Origin of the sequence: Burkholderia sp. WP9 (assembly GCF_900104795.1) — a bacterium.
In the GTDB taxonomy this organism is placed as follows: domain Bacteria; phylum Pseudomonadota; class Gammaproteobacteria; order Burkholderiales; family Burkholderiaceae; genus Paraburkholderia.
Window position 1 is genome coordinate 1,001,229 of sequence record NZ_FNTG01000001.1, and the last position, 19,878, is coordinate 1,021,106.

18 protein-coding genes are annotated in these 19,878 nt (G+C 63.9%); 8 read left to right on the forward strand and 10 right to left on the reverse strand.

What is annotated here, in order from left to right; genetic code table 11:
• Positions 1-5: 5 nt before the first annotated feature.
• Complete coding sequence (locus BLW71_RS04500) at positions 6-659, reverse strand: nitroreductase family protein (RefSeq protein WP_091793547.1); 654 nt, start codon at positions 657-659, stop codon at positions 6-8.
• A gap of 336 nt (positions 660-995) precedes the next feature.
• The gene (locus BLW71_RS04510; RefSeq protein ID WP_143048300.1) at positions 996-1,283 is read right to left on the reverse strand and encodes a hypothetical protein; all 288 of its coding nucleotides are present in this window, start codon (positions 1,281-1,283) and stop codon (positions 996-998) included.
• Between the two features lie 456 nt (positions 1,284-1,739).
• On the opposite strand from BLW71_RS04510, the gene BLW71_RS04515 reads away from it, so the two are divergent.
• The 4 genes from BLW71_RS04515 to BLW71_RS04530 all read left to right on the forward strand — a co-directional run bounded on the left by BLW71_RS04515 (position 1,740) and on the right by BLW71_RS04530 (position 6,652).
• The gene (locus tag BLW71_RS04515; RefSeq protein ID WP_091793553.1) at positions 1,740-2,693 is read left to right on the forward strand and encodes a universal stress protein; all 954 of its coding nucleotides are present in this window, start codon (positions 1,740-1,742) and stop codon (positions 2,691-2,693) included.
• A gap of 134 nt (positions 2,694-2,827) precedes the next feature.
• Positions 2,828-3,316 carry a carboxypeptidase regulatory-like domain-containing protein gene (locus BLW71_RS04520; RefSeq protein ID WP_091793556.1) on the forward strand — a complete coding sequence of 163 codons (489 nt, stop codon included), beginning with the start codon at positions 2,828-2,830 and terminating at the stop codon, positions 3,314-3,316.
• 2 nt (positions 3,317-3,318) lie between these two features.
• Positions 3,319-5,811, forward strand: a complete 2,493-nt coding sequence (locus BLW71_RS04525; protein ID WP_091793558.1) for a cation-translocating P-type ATPase — start codon at positions 3,319-3,321, stop codon at positions 5,809-5,811.
• Positions 5,812-6,001: 190 nt separating this feature from the next.
• Complete coding sequence (locus tag BLW71_RS04530) at positions 6,002-6,652, forward strand: BON domain-containing protein (RefSeq protein WP_091793560.1); 651 nt, start codon at positions 6,002-6,004, stop codon at positions 6,650-6,652.
• A gap of 24 nt (positions 6,653-6,676) precedes the next feature.
• Here the strand turns inward: BLW71_RS04530 and BLW71_RS04535 are convergent, their stop codons facing one another.
• Complete coding sequence (locus BLW71_RS04535; RefSeq protein ID WP_091793562.1) at positions 6,677-7,684, reverse strand: LOG family protein; 1,008 nt, start codon at positions 7,682-7,684, stop codon at positions 6,677-6,679.
• A 34-nt stretch (positions 7,685-7,718) separates the two neighbouring features.
• Complete coding sequence (locus BLW71_RS04540; protein ID WP_091793564.1) at positions 7,719-8,300, reverse strand: lipocalin family protein; 582 nt, start codon at positions 8,298-8,300, stop codon at positions 7,719-7,721.
• Positions 8,301-8,719: 419 nt separating this feature from the next.
• Between BLW71_RS04540 and BLW71_RS04550 the strand changes: the two genes are divergently transcribed.
• Positions 8,720-9,730, forward strand: coding sequence for an acetyltransferase (locus tag BLW71_RS04550; protein ID WP_091793569.1), 1,011 nt, complete (start codon positions 8,720-8,722; stop codon positions 9,728-9,730).
• 11 nt (positions 9,731-9,741) lie between these two features.
• Here the strand turns inward: BLW71_RS04550 and BLW71_RS04555 are convergent, their stop codons facing one another.
• The 4 genes from BLW71_RS04555 to BLW71_RS04570 form a co-directional block, all read right to left on the reverse strand.
• Positions 9,742-10,416, reverse strand: a complete 675-nt coding sequence (locus tag BLW71_RS04555; RefSeq protein WP_091793571.1) for a phosphoribosyltransferase — start codon at positions 10,414-10,416, stop codon at positions 9,742-9,744.
• Positions 10,417-10,512: 96 nt separating this feature from the next.
• Complete coding sequence (locus tag BLW71_RS04560; RefSeq protein WP_091793573.1) at positions 10,513-11,445, reverse strand: 1-phosphofructokinase family hexose kinase; 933 nt, start codon at positions 11,443-11,445, stop codon at positions 10,513-10,515.
• A 37-nt stretch (positions 11,446-11,482) separates the two neighbouring features.
• Positions 11,483-13,909: a phosphoenolpyruvate synthase gene (ppsA, locus tag BLW71_RS04565; RefSeq protein ID WP_091793575.1), complete on the reverse strand. Its 2,427-nt coding sequence runs from the start codon at positions 13,907-13,909 to the stop codon at positions 11,483-11,485.
• A 133-nt stretch (positions 13,910-14,042) separates the two neighbouring features.
• On the reverse strand, positions 14,043-14,516 hold the full coding sequence (locus BLW71_RS04570; RefSeq protein ID WP_091793578.1) for a hypothetical protein: 474 nt from the start codon (positions 14,514-14,516) through the stop codon (positions 14,043-14,045).
• A 394-nt stretch (positions 14,517-14,910) separates the two neighbouring features.
• Between BLW71_RS04570 and BLW71_RS04575 the strand changes: the two genes are divergently transcribed.
• The 3 genes from BLW71_RS04575 to ftsH all read left to right on the forward strand — a co-directional run bounded on the left by BLW71_RS04575 (position 14,911) and on the right by ftsH (position 18,218).
• Complete coding sequence (locus BLW71_RS04575) at positions 14,911-15,561, forward strand: BON domain-containing protein (RefSeq protein ID WP_091793580.1); 651 nt, start codon at positions 14,911-14,913, stop codon at positions 15,559-15,561.
• A 121-nt stretch (positions 15,562-15,682) separates the two neighbouring features.
• Positions 15,683-16,195, forward strand: a complete 513-nt coding sequence (locus BLW71_RS04580; RefSeq protein ID WP_091793582.1) for a BCAM0308 family protein — start codon at positions 15,683-15,685, stop codon at positions 16,193-16,195.
• Between the two features lie 49 nt (positions 16,196-16,244).
• On the forward strand, positions 16,245-18,218 hold the full coding sequence (ftsH, locus tag BLW71_RS04585) for an ATP-dependent zinc metalloprotease FtsH (RefSeq protein WP_091793584.1): 1,974 nt from the start codon (positions 16,245-16,247) through the stop codon (positions 18,216-18,218).
• A gap of 91 nt (positions 18,219-18,309) precedes the next feature.
• Here ftsH and phaZ read toward each other — a convergent pair whose 3' ends face one another.
• Positions 18,310-19,536, reverse strand: coding sequence for a polyhydroxyalkanoate depolymerase (phaZ, locus tag BLW71_RS04590; RefSeq protein ID WP_091793586.1), 1,227 nt, complete (start codon positions 19,534-19,536; stop codon positions 18,310-18,312).
• Between the two features lie 29 nt (positions 19,537-19,565).
• On the reverse strand, positions 19,566-19,838 hold the full coding sequence (locus BLW71_RS40730; RefSeq protein WP_143048301.1) for a hypothetical protein: 273 nt from the start codon (positions 19,836-19,838) through the stop codon (positions 19,566-19,568).
• Between the last annotated feature and the right edge of the window lie 40 nt (positions 19,839-19,878).

Below are 19,878 nucleotides of genomic sequence, written 5' to 3' on the forward strand. Positions count from 1 at the left end.
TGCCACTAGTGCTGGATCGGACTGAAGCCGACCGTCTGCGCGAGAATCGGCAGTTCGTCTTCGTTGAGCGACAGCGCGGTCGCGAGCAGTTGCGCATTGATCCAGCCGCGGATCACGCAGGCGAGCCCCGCCGACGCACAATACAGCGAGACGTTCTGCGCGATCGCTCCGGCCGTCACGGCGGAAAACCGCTCGCGCTGCTGCGCGGGCATGTCCAGTAAGCGCGACGTGCGAACTACGTAGACGAGGTCGAGCGGCGCCTCGCCGACGAAATCCTGGTAGCCGGTCTGCCCGCGCGCGTCGATGGCATGTTTGAGAACCAGTTGATGGTTCGGCGCGTCGTACCGGTACACGCCGTTTTGCAGTGCGGCGTAGATGTCGATTTCGTTGAACGCGTGCGGTGAGGGCGCGGTGCGGCCGCCGGTTGCGGGCCGGTTGATGCCGTCGGCGGCCCAGAGCAACTCGCCCAGCACCGTGGGCGGCAATGCTGTCGGCGCGAACGATCGGCAACTCGCGCGCTGCGCGAAGGCGGTCATCAGCGGCACGCCGGTGTGCAATTCGGGCTTGGGCAGCGTAATGACAGCGGGAGTTTCGCCGGTGGCGAGCGGCGGCCGCAGGAGAGGCGCGGCCTGGTACGCAAGGAGTGGCATGTCGGTCATATCGGACTCCGTTTAATTGCGCCGAGGGTGGCCGTGGCACCGCCACGCTGCCCACGACAAGTGCCATTCCACGTTAGTCCGAAATCTCCGCTGCCGATTGATACAGATCAGGCGAAGCAGGTCCCTGCTTGCAGAGACGCTCGCGGGCAATAACGCCCATGCCTGTTGTGCAAAGACGCGACACGGATCGCGTCGATCCGGTCGAGTCCCGCTGCGTCGAGCAGCGCATTGCCATGCTGCGCTGGACGAACATGAACGAGAGTCCGCGCAGTTCAATGGGCAGCGCGCGCCAGCATCGGGCGCGCAAGCGCACGAGCGAATGCGCCATCACGGCATTTAAAGGCCGTGGGTCGTTTCATCGATCGATTGCTTGCGCTTGGCGCTCGGTTGCGCCGATGCGCCGTCGAGGGCGTCCAGTTTGGCGAGCAGCGCTGACGCCCGCGCGCCTATCGGGCTCTGCGCGTCGGTTTGGGCCGCCGCGGACTCGATACGCGCTCGCCAGTAGGCCGGCTGGAAAACAAAGTGAGCGGAGCGCGGCGCTTCACACTGGAGTAGCCGTTCGAGTTGCCCGATCATCGAACCGATATGGGCAAGGTCTCGTTCATTGGAATCGATTCGAGCCATGTGCGTGACGGGCCCCATTTCGTGATGACAGGACGTGTTGCGATCCGACGAGACAAGTCCATGACGGGGCCATGTGAATGCGCCGCAACGCGCGACTCAGTCCCGCTGTATCGACCAGCATAGAGGTGCGCCCAGATGGTTTGATTGATCGCCGTCAAGGGCGCGTGACGTAGATCACGCGAAAACGCCTGTTTAATTCAATTTGCCGTGTGAGCTTGTGTGGACCGCACTTGTCTCCGCATGCTCACTGTGGTGTATCGGACGAGTGGTTTCCGCTCGCGACCGCTGTCCATTCGTGTGCATAGGCGGGCCGGAACTCCAATCTGCATTTGGCGCCGGTCGTCCGGGCGGCGGTGATAGTGGCTTGACGTGTATCAATGAGTGACCAGGCAGGGCGCAGAGAATCAGATATCGACGTCAGCTGGGCGAACGCACGCCCTCTTTGGGGACCCGATCATGAGCACAACGCACCTTGGCGGTCATGCCATTCACTCAATCCGACGCATCCTCGTGGCTGTGGACACTTCGCCGGAGTCAGCGCGCACAGCGGCGTATGTGTGTCACCTGAAGCTGCCCGGCGCGCGGGTCCGCGTGGTGAGTGTCGCCGAAAATCCCCGCACCCTGTTGCCGCTCGGGTCGATGACGGATGGCGAGCTGCAGCTTGCACGCGCCGAACTTGCCCGCGACGCGGGTGACGCCGTGGCCCACGCAAAAAGTATATTCGCGGATGCCGGCATCGACGTCGAGTCGGACGTCGTGGAAATTTCGCGGCAAGGCGGCTATACCGCTAACGCATTGATCGATGCCGCGGCGCAATGGCAGGCGGATCTGCTCGTCGTGGGCGCGCGTCAGCATCACGGTATGTTGCGCTGGATCGAAGGTACGGTTTCCGAATTCGTCACCACCCAGGCACCCTGTTCGATTCTCGTTGTGCCGGCCAGTTACGAAACGGAGATCCAGTCGTCGCCGCGCCGGATCCTGTTCGCGCTGGATGGAAGCGCCGCGTCGCGCGACGCGTTGCATTTCGGGCTTCAACTCGCCACACCCGAGGCCCGCCTTCGCGCCGTCTATGTGATAGATCGCGCCGTCCGGCTAACCGATATCGTGCCGATCCGCATGCTCGAGGAGGCGTTCGTCGAAGAAGGAAAAGTGATTCTGGCCGCGGCAGCGAAGGTCTTTGCCGAATTGCCGAATCAGGCTGAGACCACGGCGGTCGAAACGGCCCCCGCACGTGACGACGTCGCGCACGCGATCATCCGCGACGCGCAACAGTGGCACGCGGACCTGGTCGTCGTCGGCACCCATGGGCGGCGCGGCGTCGCGCGCTGGTTTCTCGGCAGCGTGGCCGCGCGCACCGCGCGTCTCGCCGGCACGCCTTTACTGCTGGCGCGACCGGGCCACGAAACGTGAAACGGGCGACGGACATCGGCTGAACACACTGCGCGCCTGTCGCGCCATGCGAGCGCGGGGAGTGGCCGAAACGCCGGCGCGAAACGCCGGCTGACACACCTCCGGGCGCTCACGAACCTGGGGATCTTTCCGACATGTCGATCTTTAACTCACACGCGCTGCGCACCGCCGTTGCATTCGGGTTTCTTGTCCTGAGTGCCGCCGTTGCCGGGCAATCACTGCCCGAGGCGGTCAGCCGTGACGGCGTGCTGTACATGACGGGCGGCATCGGCGAGGACGACGCGAAAGCCTTTCGCGCACTCGCGCCTCGCTACAGCCTGCGCATGATGTTTACCACGGCTGCGGGCAACTATCTCTCCGATGTGGATGTGACGATCGCAAGCGCATCGGGGCGCGCTGTCCTCGACACCCGCACCGAAGGGCCGTTCCTGTTCGTCATGCTGCCGGCCGGACGCTATCGTATCGTCGCACATGCCGGGAGCACGGAGATCGGCAAGACAGTCGACGTGCCGCGCCGCGGCGGGGCGGATCTGCACATCGTGTTGCAGGAACGTGCCACCGGCAATGCGCGGACCAACTGTGCGCATTGCCGTGCACCCATGCGCGGCCAGAGCGAACCCTGATCATGGCGACGCAAGGCGCGACATCCGACGTGCCGGCGTCCGCCGTGCCTGCGCGGCATGTGGCGGGTGGACTGACGCACGCGGAGGTCCTGGCATTGCAGGTGCGGCACGGCCGCAATGTGATCACGCGGGGCAATCGCCATCTCTGGTGGAGCACCGTGCGCGATGCGTTCACCGAGCCGATGTTCCTGCTGCTGCTCAGCGCGAGCGGCCTGTATGGCCTGATCGGCGACATGACGGAGGCATCGACGCTGCTCGCCCTGGTCGTTGCCGTGCTGGTACTGACCATTGTCCAGAGCCATCGGACGGCGAGCGTGCTCGAAGCGCTGCGTGATCTGTCGGCGCCGCGAGCGCAGGTATTGCGCGACGGCAAGCGGGAATACGTATCGGCGGCGGAATTGGTGCCCGGCGATCTTGTCATTATCGAGGAAGGGGCGAAGGTGCCGGCCGACGGTGCGGTAACGGAAGCCCACGAACTGAGCGTCGACGAATCGCTGCTCACCGGCGAGTCCGTCGCCGTCGAGAAGTTTGCCGGTTCATCCGGCGAATCGCCCGCAGACCCGTCGCGGAGCTGCCTGTTTTCAGGGTCGATGGTGGTGCGGGGTCAGGGCCGCATGTACGTCACGGCGACGGGCGCGCAGACCGAGCTTGGCCGGCTCGGCGCGAGCCTTGCCGAAGTGAGCGAGCCACCTTCACCCTTGCAGGTCGAGATGCGCGGCTTCGTCAGGCGGTTTGCGACGCTCGCGGTGATCATCTGTGTGCTGCTCGTCTTCGCCTATCGCTGGCGCATGGGCGGCTGGATACCGGGTCTGCTGGCCGGCATTACGCTCGCGATGGGCATTTTGCCCGAAGAGCTGCCGGTGATATTCACCGTCTTCATGGCGCTGGGCGCGCGCCGGATCGCGAGGGAGGGCGTGCTGACACGGCGTCTGAGTGCCATCCAGACGCTCGGGCAAACCTCGGTGCTATGCGTCGACAAGACGGGCACGCTGACCCAGAACCGTATGTCCGTGCGCGTGCTGTATGCACGCGGCGAAGAGCTATGGCTGAAGGACGGCGCGGTCAAGATCGGCCCGCAGTTTCATGAACTGCTGGAGTACCTCGTGCTCGCGAGCGAAATCGAGCCGCTCGATCCCATGGAGCGCGCGTTCCACGAGACGGGCCGCTCCTGTCTGGCCGGCACGGACCGGCTGCATGAACAATGGTCGCTCGTGCAGGAATACGCATTGACGCCTGAACTGCCCGCCATGTCGCATGGATGGGAGAGCCCCGAACTCGATCATCGGCTGGTGGCGTGCAAGGGTGCGCCTGAGGCGATCTGCTCGCTGTGCCACCTCGAAGCCGGTGAGGCGCGAGCGCTGATGGAGCGCGCCACGCATATGGCGGAAAGCGGGTTACGCGTGCTCGGCGTGGCGCGGGCGCGGCATTGCGGCGAAACGTGGCCTGATCAGCAGCACGACTTCGCGTTCTCGCTGGTGGGGCTCGTCGGACTGCTCGACCCGGTGCGCCCGGAGGTGGAAGGCGCGGTTGCGCAGTTGAAGGTCGCGGGCGTGCGGGTCGTGATGATTACCGGCGACTATCCGTCGACGGCGCGGGCGGTCGCGGCGGAAGTCGGCATCGACAGCGGCCGCGTCGTAAGCGGCGCCGACCTTGCCGGCATGGACGATGCCGCGTTGCAACGCGCGATCGTCGACGCAAGCGTGTTCGCGCGGGTCAGGCCGGAGCAGAAGCTGAGGCTCATCGACGCGTTCAGGCATGCGGGCGAGGTCGTCGCGATGACGGGCGACGGCGTCAATGATGCGCCCGCGCTGAAAGCCGCGCATATCGGCATCGCGATGGGCACGCGGGGCGCGGAGGTTGCGCGCGAGGTGGCGTCGCTGGTGTTGCTGCGTGACGATCTGACGCCGATCGTGTCGGCCCTGCGGCTCGGCCGGCGCATCTACGAGAATCTGAAGATGGCGGTGGCATACACGATCGCGGTTCATATTCCGATGATCGCCGCCGCGACCCTTCCCGTGGTGGCGGGCTGGCCGCTCATGCTCGCGCCGGTGCACATCGTGTTCCTCGAAATGATCATCACACCCGTTTGCTCGATTGTCTTTGAAAACGAACCGGAGAGCCGCTCGCTCATGCGTGATCCGCCGCGGCGAATCGGCGAGCGGCTCATGTCCAACCGCATCCTGGGGCTGAGCATTGCGCTCGGGTGCGTAGCCGCCCTGATCGTCGTAGGCGTGTATGCGGCACTGCTCGGGCGCGGATTCGATCCGCTCGACGCTCGCACGGCCGGCTTCCTGCTGCTCGTGGCATGCAACGTCGGGCTGATGTTCGCCGTGCGCGCGTTGCCGCACCGGCCGTCGGCGCGCCGCGCACGCCAGACGAACTTTTATGGGTGGGCCGTCGTGTTGCTTACGACGCTCGCTGCGGGCGTGTTGATGACCTGGCCGGCGCTTGCCCGGCTGTTCGCTCTGCGTCCTGTTCTTGCCGTATGGCTGTGAGTCTGTCCATGCGGCGAAGCCATCACGGCAGGTTTGACCTCGATCAATCGCATCGTGCCGCAGGGCCATAGTCTGAGGAGGTGGCGCATTGCCGGTGGGGTGCAACTTATTTGCGGGAATGCTTGCCGCGTCGAATCAGTTCGCAGCCGCGCGCAATCGCGCTGCCAGGTCATGCCGGAGGAGAAATTCCATGAAGTCGGACAGTCAATTGAAGCAGGAAGTCGAGGACGAACTGATGAGCAGTCCGGCCGTCGACGCAAACGGGATAGGTGTTGCCGTGGTCGACCGTGTGGTCACGATCACCGGACACGTTCCAAACTATGCGGCGAAAGTCGCGGCCGAAAAATGCGCGATGCGAATCGCCGGTGTCGTCGCGGTGGTAGTCGGTATCGACGTGAAACTGCGCGAATCCGAGCGGCGTACCGACGAGGACATCGCCTTGAGCGTGCGCGCGGCCCTGGACTGGATCGCCGGCCTCGAAGAGCATGCGATCAGGATCAAGGTCGAGAAAGGCTGGGTGACATTGAGTGGCGAAGTCGAGGACGGTTACCGCAGCCACATCGCCGAGAAAAATGTCGTCCATATGCGTGGTGTGACGGGCGTGACGAATGAGATCAGGATCCGCGGTTCGGCTTCTCCGCTCGACATTGAGTACAGCATCCGCAAAGCCATTCAACGCCATACCGATCGCGAGTTGAAGCATGTGGGCGTCGAAGTCGACGACGGCAAGGTAACCTTGTCGGGGCGTCTCAGTTCGGGCGTCGAGCGCTCCATCGTGACGGGCGCGGCGCGCTCGACGCCGGGTGTGACGGCCGTTGTCGACCGTCTGGTGGTCGGTTGACGAAGCAGACCGCTGCCGCCGCGCTCATGGTTGTCGTGAGCGGTTGTCGAGCGCGGCGTGTGCTTCATGCCAACGGACGATGGCGGACCAGATATCCGCCGCCGTCTCGCAGAAAATGAATAGTGCGGCGTCCTGTGGCGCGATCATGCCTTCGCTGATCAGAAACTCGAAATTGATCGCGCGGCGCCAGAACGATTCGCCGACCAGCACGACGGGCAGCCGCCGGATCTTGTTCGTTTGCAGCAGGGTCAACACTTCGAACAACTCGTCACAGGTTCCAAAGCCGCCCGGAAAAAACACGGCGGCTTGCGCGCGTTCCAGCAGATGGAGCTTGCGAATGGCGAAATAGTGAAGCTTGAAGCAGAGTTCAGGTGTGAGGTAGGGATTGGGTTCCTGCTCACGCGGCAACGCGATATTCAAGCCGATGCTCGGCGCCTTGAGTTCGTACGCACCTCGATTCGCTGCTTCCATGATGCCGGGGCCGCCGCCGGTGACGACGGCGAGCGACGACAGCGCTCCCGTACACCGCGCGCTGCCGACAATACGGCCGAATTCGCGCGCGATCCCGTAGTAGCGACTGCGCTTGAGCAGTTGCTTCGCGACTTGCAAGGCGCTCTCGCTCTCGGGGTCGCCGGGCCGGCTTTCGAGCGTCCGCCGCGCTTCCTCGACCCGGCGGCGGGCGGCGGCCGGCGCGATGATCCGTGTGCTGCCGTACACCACGATCGTGTGCTGTATCGCATGGCGCTGCAACGTCTCCTCAGTCTTCCAGTAGTCGAGTTGCAGACGGATGCCGCACATTTCCGGGCGCCGCAGAAAGGCGAGGTCTTCGTCCGCTTCCAGGTAGGTTGGGCTTTCGATCATATGGCGCACGCGCGCCGAACGTTCGGAAGGGGCGTCCGCGTGGAGACGCCGCGCTCTTCGCACGGATTCGGCCACGGCGGGCGCGTCCTGACACTGCGCGCACGCGGGGTCCGCACGATGCTCGACCACCGTGCCGACACGCGTTGCCTCGTTTTTATGGATGCTTGTCATGCGCGCTCCCGCCCGCTTCGTTACCGCAAAACTTTCATTGAAAGCCCGGTTGACCGATTTGCCCGGCGCTTTGCGCAACCCGCCGTAGCCTGTCGGTGTTGAAGCCCATCGCGGCTAGCCGGGCGAGCATGCCGGCGTAGGTGGCATCGTCCATCGCCGGCGCGCGTGCGAGTACCCACACCATGTTGCCGTCGGCCATGCAGCGAATCGTGTAGCGATAGTCGGGGTCCACATACGCGGTGACAACCACCACTTCGAACGGCCAGATCAGTCCCACTCGCCATTTCGTGTTGCCGGTTCCGGGCATCACCTTCGCGACGAACTGGCTTCCCGTCGGCGGCTGATCGAAACCGTGACGCCGGCCGAGGTACTTGTCGTCGATGCTTCCGTCGTCGCGCAAGGTCCACTCGTCGTAACTGCCGACATAATCGGATTCGCTGAGAAACGGGGTGTCCGCGATCACGTACCAGCGGCCCATGTACCGCTGCAGATCGATTGGCGGTCCTGCCACGCAGGCGGACTGGGATGCTTGCGCGTGCGGCGGGACCGCCGGATCATGCGCGCACCCCGCAAGGAGAATGGCAAGCGAGGCGATGCACGCGATTGACTTGTGCATAGTTTTTATCCGATGGGTTAGCGATGAAGCAACCTTGCCCGGATCCCCGCACACGAGCGCCCGGCCTTCGTCAATGAACTGGACAGGCCGCTGAAGTTCACGATCTCGCGGCGAAGGCGCGGATGAATACAGGCGAGGCCGAGGACGAGGAACGCGCCCGGCAGCATTAAAAGGCCAACGAGTATTGTGCTTCTCAACATATCGCCTCCGGACCCCGATTGGTTTCTCCATTGATCGAGCATAAGGTTCGCGGCTCATGGCAGATTGACGTGTGTCAAGGCTGCGACGGGCCCCGCGAAAGTGACAGTAATACGCCCCAGGAGAGCGCCATGCGGGCCACAATGCGGACATCGGGGCAGATTCACTGAACTCGCGGATCTGCTTTTTGACGACGCTCCATCCTCGTCCGGTGACAAGGCATGAAACATTTCGATGTGTTCAATGGTGACGCCGACGGAATCTGCGCGCTGCATCAATTGCGATTGACGAAGCCGTTGAAGTCGTTGCTGATCACCGGTGTCAAGCGTGACGTGGAACTGCTCGCCCGCGTTCCAGCCAGGTCCGGCATATCCGTGACCGTCCTGGACATCTCGTTGGACTCCAATCGGGCCGCGTTGCTCGAATTGCTTCGACACGGCGCCGAAGTCGAGTACTTCGATCATCACTTTTGCGGAGCCATTCCTGGGCATCACAACCTGAAGGCGCACATCGATACCGCGCCCGACACGTGTACGAGCCTGCTCGTGGATCGCCATGTGGGCGGGCGACAGCGGCTGTGGGCTATCGTGGGCGCTTACGGCGACAACCTCCTGCACGCGGCGCGCACGCTTGCCGCGAGTTGTACGCTCGAGCCCGCGCAACTCGACCAGTTGCGTGAACTGGGCGAGTCGATCAACTACAACGCCTACGGAGAGAGTGAGGCGGATTTGCTGATCCCGCCTGTCAGGCTTTACGAAATTTTGCGCCCGTATGCCGACCCATTCGACTTTCTGAAGAACGAGCCGATCGCGCGGACGCTCTGTGAAGCGCTACGCCGGGACATGGCACTGGCGCTGAGTTTGCCGCCCGATACCGCTTTAGCGGGCGGAACCATCTATGTGCTGCCCAATGAACCGTGGGCACAACGGGTGCGCGGCGCTTTCGGCAATTTTCTGGCGACGAGTTCTCCTGATCGTGCTCACGCCGTGCTGAGCCAGAGCGTTCAGGGGGAATACGTCGTCAGCGTGCGCGCGCCGCTGGCGAATCCTTATGGTGCCGTCGAACTGTGCAGGCAGTTCTCAGGCGGAGGAGGGCGCGAGGCTGCGGCGGGTATCGGCCGGCTTCCGCATGATCGGCTGAGGGAATTTACGGTCGCGTTTGAACGAGCGTTCGCTGATGCGTCTCTGGCTCAGACGCTTTCCGCTCAGGCTGCGGGGCCAGCCACGAAGTGACGCCGCGTGCACTACTGCGTGTCCTGAGATGGACGGGCGAGGAGCGCGCGTACTTCAGCGTCGTTGGTCTGCTCGAACTCCTGATAGAACTGGCCGACGCCGCCGAAATGACGCGCGCGGTGCAGACAGACGAACTCATCGGCGAGGGCGGCGAGCCGCCTGGCCGTGCTTTCCGGCGCGACCGGTACGGCAACCACGATCCGAGCCGGCTTGCCGCTGCGCAACGCCGCAATGGCGACACGTACCGATGAGCCGGTAGCGACGCCGTCGTCGACGATGATCACTGTGCGGCCCTCGAGATTTAGCGGTGGATCCTGTCCGCGATAGAGCGCTTCTCGCCGTGCCAGCTCGCGGCGTTCATCGTTGAGTACGGTGACGACTTCCGACTGGCTGACGCCTGCCATCCGGATCGTCTGCTCGTCGAGATAAAGCGCGCCGCCCGAGGCGATCGCGCCCATGGCCATTTCCGGATCTTGCGGCACACCCAGCTTGCGCACGATCAGCACGTCGAGCGGGACGCCCAGTGCATGCGCGACCTCGTAGCCGACCGGCACGCCGCCACGCGGCAACGCCAGTACGATTACATCGGCGCGCCCTGCGTAGTCGCCCAATTGCCGCGCGAGCAGGCGCCCTGCGTCGGCGCGATCGCGGAACGGAGGCTCTGTCTCTATCCGGTTCCAGATCATGGCATCACCGCTTCGATCCACAATCGGCCCATCTTGCGAGGATAGATTGTCATGTCCCGTCTCCCTCCGAATGCGCGATACTGCGGCACTCGTCGCTCACCTGATCGATATCTCGCGATAGAGTCGCTCGATTTCCCCGCGCTCACAGAGCGTCGTGCCCGCACCGAGCAAAGTCGCCGATGCCGCAGCCATGCCATAGCGAAACGCTTCATCGATACCCGCATTTCGATTCAGCGCCCAGATCAGCGCGCCCACAAAGCTGTCACCGGCGCCGATTGAACTGGTCACTTTCATCGGCAGTCCCGCCGCCCGCAAGCACCGCTCGGCGGTGACCACCAACGCGCCTTGCTCTCCGAGCGTCAGCGCGACGATCCGGGCGCGACCGGCCCGCACGATCTCCTGCGCGGCGTCGATCCAATCAGGTTCTTCGCGCAGTGGCCGGCCCGTGAGATCCCGCAACTCGTTCAGACTCGGCTTGACGAGCCAGACGCCCGCGTCGAGCGCCGCGGTGAGTGCCGGTCCCGACGTGTCGAGCACGACCCGCGTGTCCTGCGCCGATGCGAGGTTCGCGAAGCGCGCGTAAATGTCGTCCGGCGCACCGGGCGGCAGGCTGCCGCTCAGCACCAGATAGCGCGGCGGCGCGCTCAGTGCGCGCACCTCGTCGATGCAGCGCTGCCATTCGAGCGCGGCGAGCGTCGGCCCCGGCAACACGAAGCGGTATTCCAGACCGGTGGATTGCTCGTGGACGGAGAAATTCTCGCGCGTTTCCCCGGCGATCTCGATGCACACGCCGGTGAACGCTTCGGCGTCCAGCAGACGTCTCAGCATCTGGCCGGTTGCGCCGCCCGCGAGATAGAAGGCCGAGCAGTCTCCGCCAAGACGCTGGATGACGCGGGCGACGTTGATCCCGCCGCCGCCCGGATCACGCCGCGCGGCGCTGCATCTCAGCTTGCGAGTATCGACCACTCGTTCGATCGATGTCGCGACATCGACGGCGGGGTTGAGTGTGATCGTCACGATGTCCGGCATGGTCGGCCAGTCTCCTTCGATTCGGCGCGGCGAGCGGCTAGGCCGCCGAAATCACCGGCAGCGCCGATGCCGCCGATGCCGCCACCGCGGCCTGCTCGGCGGCGGCAACGCGTTGCTTGACCGCGATGAAGCTATCGGGGCTCACCGACATCGAATCAATGCCGCATTCGACGAGAAACCCGGCGAACTCAGGATGGTCGCTCGGCGCCTGGCCGCACAGACCGATATGCACGCCCGCCTTGTGCGCTTCGGCCACGACACGCTCGATCATCCATCTGACGGCGTCATCCTGTTCGTCGAACAGTTCGGCGAGTTCGACGGAGTCCCGGTCCACGCCCAGGGTCAACTGCGTCAGATCGTTGCTGCCTATGGAGAAGCCATCGAAGCGTTGCGCGAAAGCCTTGGCCAGAATCACGTTGGACGGTATCTCGCACATCACATACACCTGGAGATCTGCTTCCCCGCGTTTCAGCCCGTTTTCCGCCATGACTTCGAGCACGCGGTCGGCTTCTTTCGTCGAGCGGCAGAACGGAATCATGACAACCACGTTGTCAAAGCCCATTTCGTTGCGCAGGCGGCGAATAGCCTGGCACTCCAGCGCAAAACCTTCGCGGTAGCGCGCCGAGTAGTAGCGCGACGCGCCGCGGAAACCCAGCATCGGGTTTTCTTCCTTCGGCTCGAACTCGGAGCCGCCGATCAGGTTGGCGTACTCGTTCGTTTTGAAGTCACTCATACGAACAATCACGGGATGCGGGTATTGAACGGCGGCAATCCGGCCCAGACCCCGCGCGAGCCGGTCCACGAAATACTCGGTTCGGGGTTCATAGCCGGCGGTCAGTTCGGCGATGGTCTTTTTTGCGTCCTCGTCTTTTAACGTGTCGTAGCGGACAAGGGCCATTGGATGAATCTTGATATGGTTGCTGACCACGAATTCCATGCGCGCCAACCCGACGCCGTCGGCGGGGATTCGCCACCAGCGGAACGCCGCAGCCGGATTGGCGAGGTTCAGCATGATCCTCGTGCGCGTTGCGGGGATGTTGTCGAAATTGATTTCCTCGACCTCATAGTCGGCGGTGCCTTCGTACACGAATCCTTCGCGGCCTTCTGCGCATGAAACGGTGACGTTCTGCTCATCGTGCAGCACATGGGTCGCATTGCTCGCACCGACGATAGCCGGAAGACCGAGTTCCCGGCTCACGATCGCGGCGTGCGAGGTACGCCCGCCGAAATCGGTGACGATCGCGGCAGCACGTCTCATGAGAGGCACCCAGTCGGGGTCCGTCGTTCGCGTGACGAGAATCGATCCGTCGACGAAGCGGTCCGCCTCGCGCGGACTGTCGATCACGCAAACCGCTCCGGCTGCCACGGCTTCGCCGATGCTCACGCCGGATACGAGCTTGCGGCCCGCCTTTCTGACGTGATAAGTCTTGACGGCACTGGCCTCCCTGCGCGACTCGACAGTTTCCGGCCGGGCCTGAACGATGAAGATTTCGTCGGTACTGCCGTCTTTGGCCCATTCGATATCCATCGGCTGGCCGTAATGCTTTTCGATCGTGCACGCCCAGTGCGCCAGGGTGAGAATTTCCTCGTCGTTCAGTACGAACGCTGCGCGCTCCGCCTTCGAGGTCGGCACGTTTTTGGTGGGCCGCTCGCTCTCGTTCGTGTAGATCATCTTGAGGCCCTTGCCGCCGCGTTTCTTTTCAATGATGGGCGACAGTTTAGGGTCGGACAGAAGCGGTTTGAACACTTCATACTCGTCGGGATCGACCGTGCCTTGCACGACATTTTCGCCGAGGCCCCAGGCCGCGTTGATCAGGACAATCTTCTCGAATCCGGTTTCGGTGTCGATGGAGAACATCACGCCAGCTCCACCCTGGTCGGAGCGCACCATGCGTTGTACGCCGACCGAGAGAGCAACCTTCAGGTGGTCGAATCCTTTCGCCTGCCGATAGCTGATCGCGCGGTCCGTGAAGAGCGATGCATAGCAGCGCCTGCAGGCTTCCAGCAACGCGCGCTCGCCCCTCACGTTCAGAAACGTTTCCTGCTGTCCGGCGAAGCTGGCGTCCGGCAAATCCTCGGCGGTCGCGCTCGAACGCACGGCCACGTCCATCTCGGTCGATCCGGCGCGGCGGTTCAGTTCCGCGTAGCCGCGGCGGATGGCTTGAGCCGTGTCATCGGGCCATTCACCGCGCAGGATGGCCCGGCGGATAGTCTGCCCGGCTTCGGCCAAAGGGATCTTGCCGTCAGCCAGTTCCGCGAGCACGGACGACAGTGTGTTCGTCAGGCCATTCGCTTCGATGAAGTGCCGGTACGCGTCGGCTGTCACGGCAAAGCCTGGTGGCACTTTAATGCCACGCGCCCCGAGATTGGCCACCATTTCACCGAGCGAAGCATTCTTTCCGCCGACGCGAGGCACATCGGTGCGCCGCAGTTCCTCGAACCAGACAACGTGCTGATCGTCCATGTGCTACTCCTTTGCGGCGGCCAGATACCGATATGCCGGCAGACGTGAACCAACCGTGAACCAGGCGCGAGCCAGGCGCGAACGTCGGCCGCGGCCGGCGAGATGGGCCGGGCTTGTCGGCCCTGGCCGGGCGTCAAATCGTAAGGAAACCCTGGAAAATCCAGGGAAGCTTCAAACGGGAAGCGTGGGTCGGCTCATCGAACGGGCCGGTGCAGGAGCCGGAGAAGCCCGGACTGCCATCGGATGAAAACGCCGGCACGAATGAATAGACGTCGTTGATCGTGACCAGAAAGTCGGGGTTGAACCGGGAAGGCGCGTAGATCGAAACGTTCTTGAAGAACTTGAGCGATGGCTCATCGAGCAGTGCGTCGGGTGTCGCGGCGCTCAACGGCTCCGCCGTGTCGTAGTGCGCGGGTAGCTCGAAGCGAAACTTTCCGTGTGTGACGGTTTCTGGCGGTGTGAAAGTCAGTTGGACGCCGGGATAGCACAAAGCGTAAGCCGGCGGCGCAACAGGCCCTTCAGGCCCGACAAGGAGGGGCGGATAGGCCCAGAGGGCGAGCGTCAGCGGGCTAGTCCGCTGAGCGAAATATTCGGCCAGCCAGTTCATGTTGTCTCCTCCTATGGGCATGGGGACGTCGTCGTTCCATGCCGGTCTCAACAGCGTCGGGTGTTCACGACGTGATGCAGGCGCGGATCTCGCCGCGCACTGTGCCGCGCATCGAGCCGCGCACCAAACCAAACGGTCTGCATCGCTTCACCGTGACTCTTTCAGCATATGCGCGCGACCTTGGACGCCGTTGATGTGCATCAACCCCGAAGTCACTGCCGAACCAGAACGGCGCGACGCGGCGCATGAGCGTGACGTGGTCCGGGCGTGCTTGACTTGAGTCAATCGGGAGTCGCCGGCGCAGGACTATGGTTCACGCATCCGGTCCCGGATTCTTTCGCATTCACGGCGCGCATCGCGCGCGGCGAAGGGCGCATAGCGGCAGGAGATATCGATGAAATCAGATCTGGAACTCAAGCATGACGTGGATCAGGAGTTGCTTTGGGATCCTGCGCTCGATGCCAGAACCATCACCGCCACGGTGCTCAACCGCATCGTCACGCTCGAAGGTTCCGTGAACAGTTGCGCCCAGAAACTCGCCGTGCAGAAAGCCGTGCAGCGGGTGGCCGGCAGTCGTGCGGTGGTGCTCGACCTGGTGGTTCGCGCGCCGTCCCCGCTGAAGCACACGGACGAGGAACTGGCTGACGCGATCGTCTCGGCGTTGCGATGGCAGGAAGGACTTCCCGGAGACGCGATCCAGGTGTTGGTGGAACACGGTTGCGTCACGCTGACCGGCGAGGTGGATTACGGCTTCCAGCGTCAGATGGCCGAAGTACTCGTGAGCCGGATGCGAGGGGTCGTAGGCGTGGCCAATCAGATCGAGGTACGAATCGATCCGGTCGCCGCCGACGTCAGCAAACAGGTGGCCGATGCATTGCAACGACGTTCGCGGCATGAGTCGGGCGGTATTTCGGTCGACGTGCACGATGGCGTCGTCCGCTTGACCGGCGTGGTCGACTCGCTGCTCGACAAGCGGGTGGCCTGCGGCGTCGCCTGGGGCACCAAGGGCGTCCGGTGGGTGGTCGACCAACTGGTCGTCGCATGAATGGCATCGGCGCAGCATGCGCGCGCCGGAACGTCTGCGCTTGATCTGAAACACTGTGGGCGCTACGCGCCTTCCTACCCTGTTCGCAACTACTGCGACTTCTATGACGAGGGGTTCCGAAATGACCGCGATACAAGCACGATTGAAGCGCAAACAGATGCGCCGCGACAAACAGCCTCAGGCCCATATCTACGACAGTTACCGGCCGCGCGGACGGAGTGCCGGCGCATCGCGTTGCCCCGACTGCGGCGCGATCTATGACGACGGCCGCTGGACGTGGCGCATGTCGGCCGAGCAGATGCATCAGTTGCAATGCCCGGCGTGCAAGCGGATCCACGAGCAGGCGCCGGCTGGAGAAATCACGTTCGAAGGTGACTATTTGCTGAGCCGCGCGGACGAGGTCCTGGCGCTGCTTCATCACCAGGCGGATGGCGAGAGCAAGGAACATCCGCTCGAACGGATCATGGATATCCAGCAAAACCCGGAGCATATCGTCGTGCAGACGACGGGGCCGCATCTGGTTCGCCGGCTCGGCGCGGCGATGTTGCATGCGCATCAGGGAACGCTGGAGATCAGCTACCGGGACAACGAAGGGCTACTGCGTGCCCATTGGGCCCGTTCATCGGTGAAGTGACAGGCGCGGCCGGTTTTCCCCAACTGACCGACGATCGACGCAAACCGCGATGAATGAAAAATCCAATTTCACTGGCTTCCTGATACCGATCGGCGTCGTCCTCCTGCTGCTGGCGCAGATCTTCCTGTACCGGCAGCCGATCGAACCGATCGCGTACAGCGACTTTCACCGGCTGCTGGTCGCGCGGCAACTCGACAATCTGGAAATCGGCACGGAGCAGATCACCGGCAGCGTCCGTATGCCCGGCGCGGCTGCGCTGTTGCCGGCCTCCGCCGCAAGCGGAATCGCCGCCAACGGCGAGCCGTGGCGCTTTTCGACCGTGCGGGTGAGCGACGAGCATCTGATCGAGGATCTGGCCGGCTCGGGCGTCCGCTATACCGGTGTGGCCGACAAGATGGGCTTGGCGGCATTGCTGGGCTGGATCTTTCCGGTCCTGATGTTTGCGGCCGTCTGGAGTGTTTTCATGCGGCGCGGTGGCGGTGGTTTGCGCGATTTCAGCGGGATCGGCAAAAGCAAGCCCAGAATCTACGTCGCGCAGGATACCGACGTTACGTTCGACGACATCGCCGGCATTGACGAAGCGAAAGCCGAACTGAAACAGATCGTCGAATTTCTGCGTAACGCCGAGCGCTATCGCCGCCTCGGCGGCAAGATTCCGAAGGGTGTGCTGATCGTCGGTGCGCCGGGTACCGGCAAGACCTTGCTCGCGAAAGCCGTGGCGGGAGAGGCGGGCGTGCCGTTCTTTTCGATTAGCGGGTCGGCGTTCGTCGAGATGTTCGTGGGCGTGGGGGCGGCGCGCGTGCGCGACCTGTTCGAACAGGCGCAAAAGAAGGCGCCGTGCATCGTCTTTATCGACGAACTGGATGCGCTGGGCAAAGTGCGCGGCGCCGGGGTCACGTCCGGCAACGACGAACGCGAGCAAACGCTGAATCAACTGTTGGTCGAGATGGACGGATTTCAGCCGAATTCCGGCGTGATCATTCTGGCGGCGACCAATCGCCCGGAGATTCTCGATCCGGCATTGCTGCGTCCTGGACGCTTCGACCGGCACATCGCGATCGACCGCCCGGACCTCAACGGACGCCACCAGATTCTGCAGGTCCACGTGAAGAAAGTGACCTTGGCCGCCGACGTCGATCTGGCCGAGATCGCATCACGCACGCCCGGTTTCGCCGGAGCCGATCTCGCCAACGTGGTCAACGAGGCGGCCTTGCATGCTGCCGAACTCGACAAGCCGGCGGTAGGCATGGCGGACTTCGACGAAGCGATCGACCGTGCGATGACGGGCATGGAACGCCGAAGCCGCGTGATGAACGAACAGGAAAAGATCACTATTGCCTACCACGAAGCGGGACACGCGCTGGTCGCGCTGACCCGGCCGCATTGCGACCCCGTCAAGAAGGTATCGATCATTCCGCGTGGCGTCGCCGCGCTCGGCTATACGCAGCAGGTGCCGACCGAAGACCGCTACGTGCTGCGCAAAAGCGAACTGCTGGACCGGCTCGACGCGTATCTCGGCGGCCGAGTGGCGGAGGAGATCGTCTTCGGCGACGTCTCGACCGGCGCCGAGAACGATCTGGATCGGGCCACGGCGTTGGTGCGGCATATGGTGACCCGCTATGGAATGAGCGAACCATTGGGGCTTTTCACGTTCGACAGCAGCGATCCCGGCTTGGGTTATCCGTCGGCGGGCGGGCGCGGCGAGCGCTTCAGCGAGAGCACGGCGAAGCTGGTCGACGACGAGGTTCGGCGCACACTCGCCGAGGCGCATGAACGTGTCACGCGCACGCTCGCTGAGCGCCGCGAGCAGTTGGACCGCATCGCCAGGCGGCTTTTGGAGTGCGAAGTGCTCGATCAGGCCACCTTGCTGCAGGTGATGGCTGGCGACGCGGCGCCGGCCGCAGGGCGGCAACCAGGCACGCCGGAGGCGGAGATACCAGGTGTCGCGCCGGGCGCTTCCGGCCGTGCGGCGCCTGAGGCGCACGTGGCAGGCAGTCCGTCTCCAGTCGAGCAACACGGTTGACCCGGATAGCGGTTAGCGATCCACGCGCCGGACTGCCCGCGCCTGAACGGCACGGCAGCACCCGGCGATAAAACGAACCGGAGCCGACGCGCTAATCGATGGAGCGCCAGAACGCGGTCAGCGCAGGGTAAATGACATCGTGCCATTTCGGCCCGGTGAACAGGTCGTAGTGGTCACAATTCTCAACGGTCAGCATTTGCCGCATGGCCGGCGCAATACCGCTGCAAAGCGTCTGTGCCGCATGTGTCTGGCCGGCTCCGGTAATGTCGTCGCGTGCGCCTTCGACCGTGCAGAGCGCCGTCGAAACGATATCCTGAGGCCGCACCGGTTGCGTGCCGATCTGCCAGGTCCCGCGAGCCAGCGAGTATTCCTGAAAAGACACACGGATCGAATCGAGAAAGTAGTCCTCGGTCATGTCGAGGACGGCCGCATATTCGTTCAGGCGCCGCAAAGCACTCGCGCTCGCCCGCTGATCGCCCGAACACTGGGCGGCCCAGTAGCCCGATTCGAGCGCCCATTGCCGGTCGGGGTTGGCGGCGACGAACGCCGCATGCTGGACGAACCCGGGATAGACGCGCCGGCCGGCGCCGGGGTGGGGCGGCGGGACCGTGTCGATCGCCGTGTTGCGAAACCAGTCGAGCGAATGGGTTCCAGCAAACTTGCCGATCTGCGTTGGAGCGATACGCGCGTCGATCGGACCGCCCATGAGCGTGATGCTGCGCGCGGGCAGCTCGCCGGCGCTTGCCGACAGCGCGGCGGCCGCTAGCGCGGGGCTCGTTGCCTGACAAACGGCGACGATGTGCAGCGCGGCGCTTCCCGTCGCGCGCAAGAACTGCTGGATGACGAGGACGTAGTCGTCGAGTCCGAACGACCCGGCGTCCAACGGCACGTCGCGCGCGTTCGCCCAGTCGGTGACGTACACGTCACCGTCCTGCAGCAGCGTTTCAACGGCTTCGCGCAACATCACCGCGTGGTGGCCCGCGAGCGGTGCACAGAGAAATACCGCGGGCGCGTCGCTGCCCGGCTCCGGCAGGAACGCCCCGACGTCCGGCGCGCGGCTGAACTTGCGCAGCGCGCAAAACGGCGTGCGCTCGATCACCTGCTCGACGACCGCAACGTCCCGTCCGCCGATGCGTACTGTCGGGATGTCGAAACGGGGCGCTTCCGCCGGCGGCTGAATCAGGCGATAGAGCCAGTCGTAACCCACCGCGGCGGCTCGCGTCTCGGGCGCTTGCATGCTGCCGTCGCCGGCAGGCAGACTCCACGCGCCAAGCATGCGCATCAGGTTGCGCTGTGTTTCCAGCCATGCGTACCACATGCTGCCTCCTCAAGGTTCTATTGGACCCGTCAGTCGATACCGGCGCCGATCGTTTGCCGCGCCTGCGAAGCCACGCGGGCGTTATTCGTGTGCTGTTCTTGCCTGTTCGCGGTCTCGCACGATTTCATACCTGCCCCGGAGAGCGATCCGGAGAATTCTCTGCATAGCCGAGGATAACGTTGCGCCGGCCAGTTCTCATGGGCTTGACCGTGATCAACGAAGCCAGGTTCACAGCGAATACTGTAGGTCTGCAGGGATACACGAGTTTGCGCCGGGTAGCGTGCACCGATGCCTGCATTCATCAGCCCAGTCCACGGGGTCATTAAAACAGGGAGAAGGCTC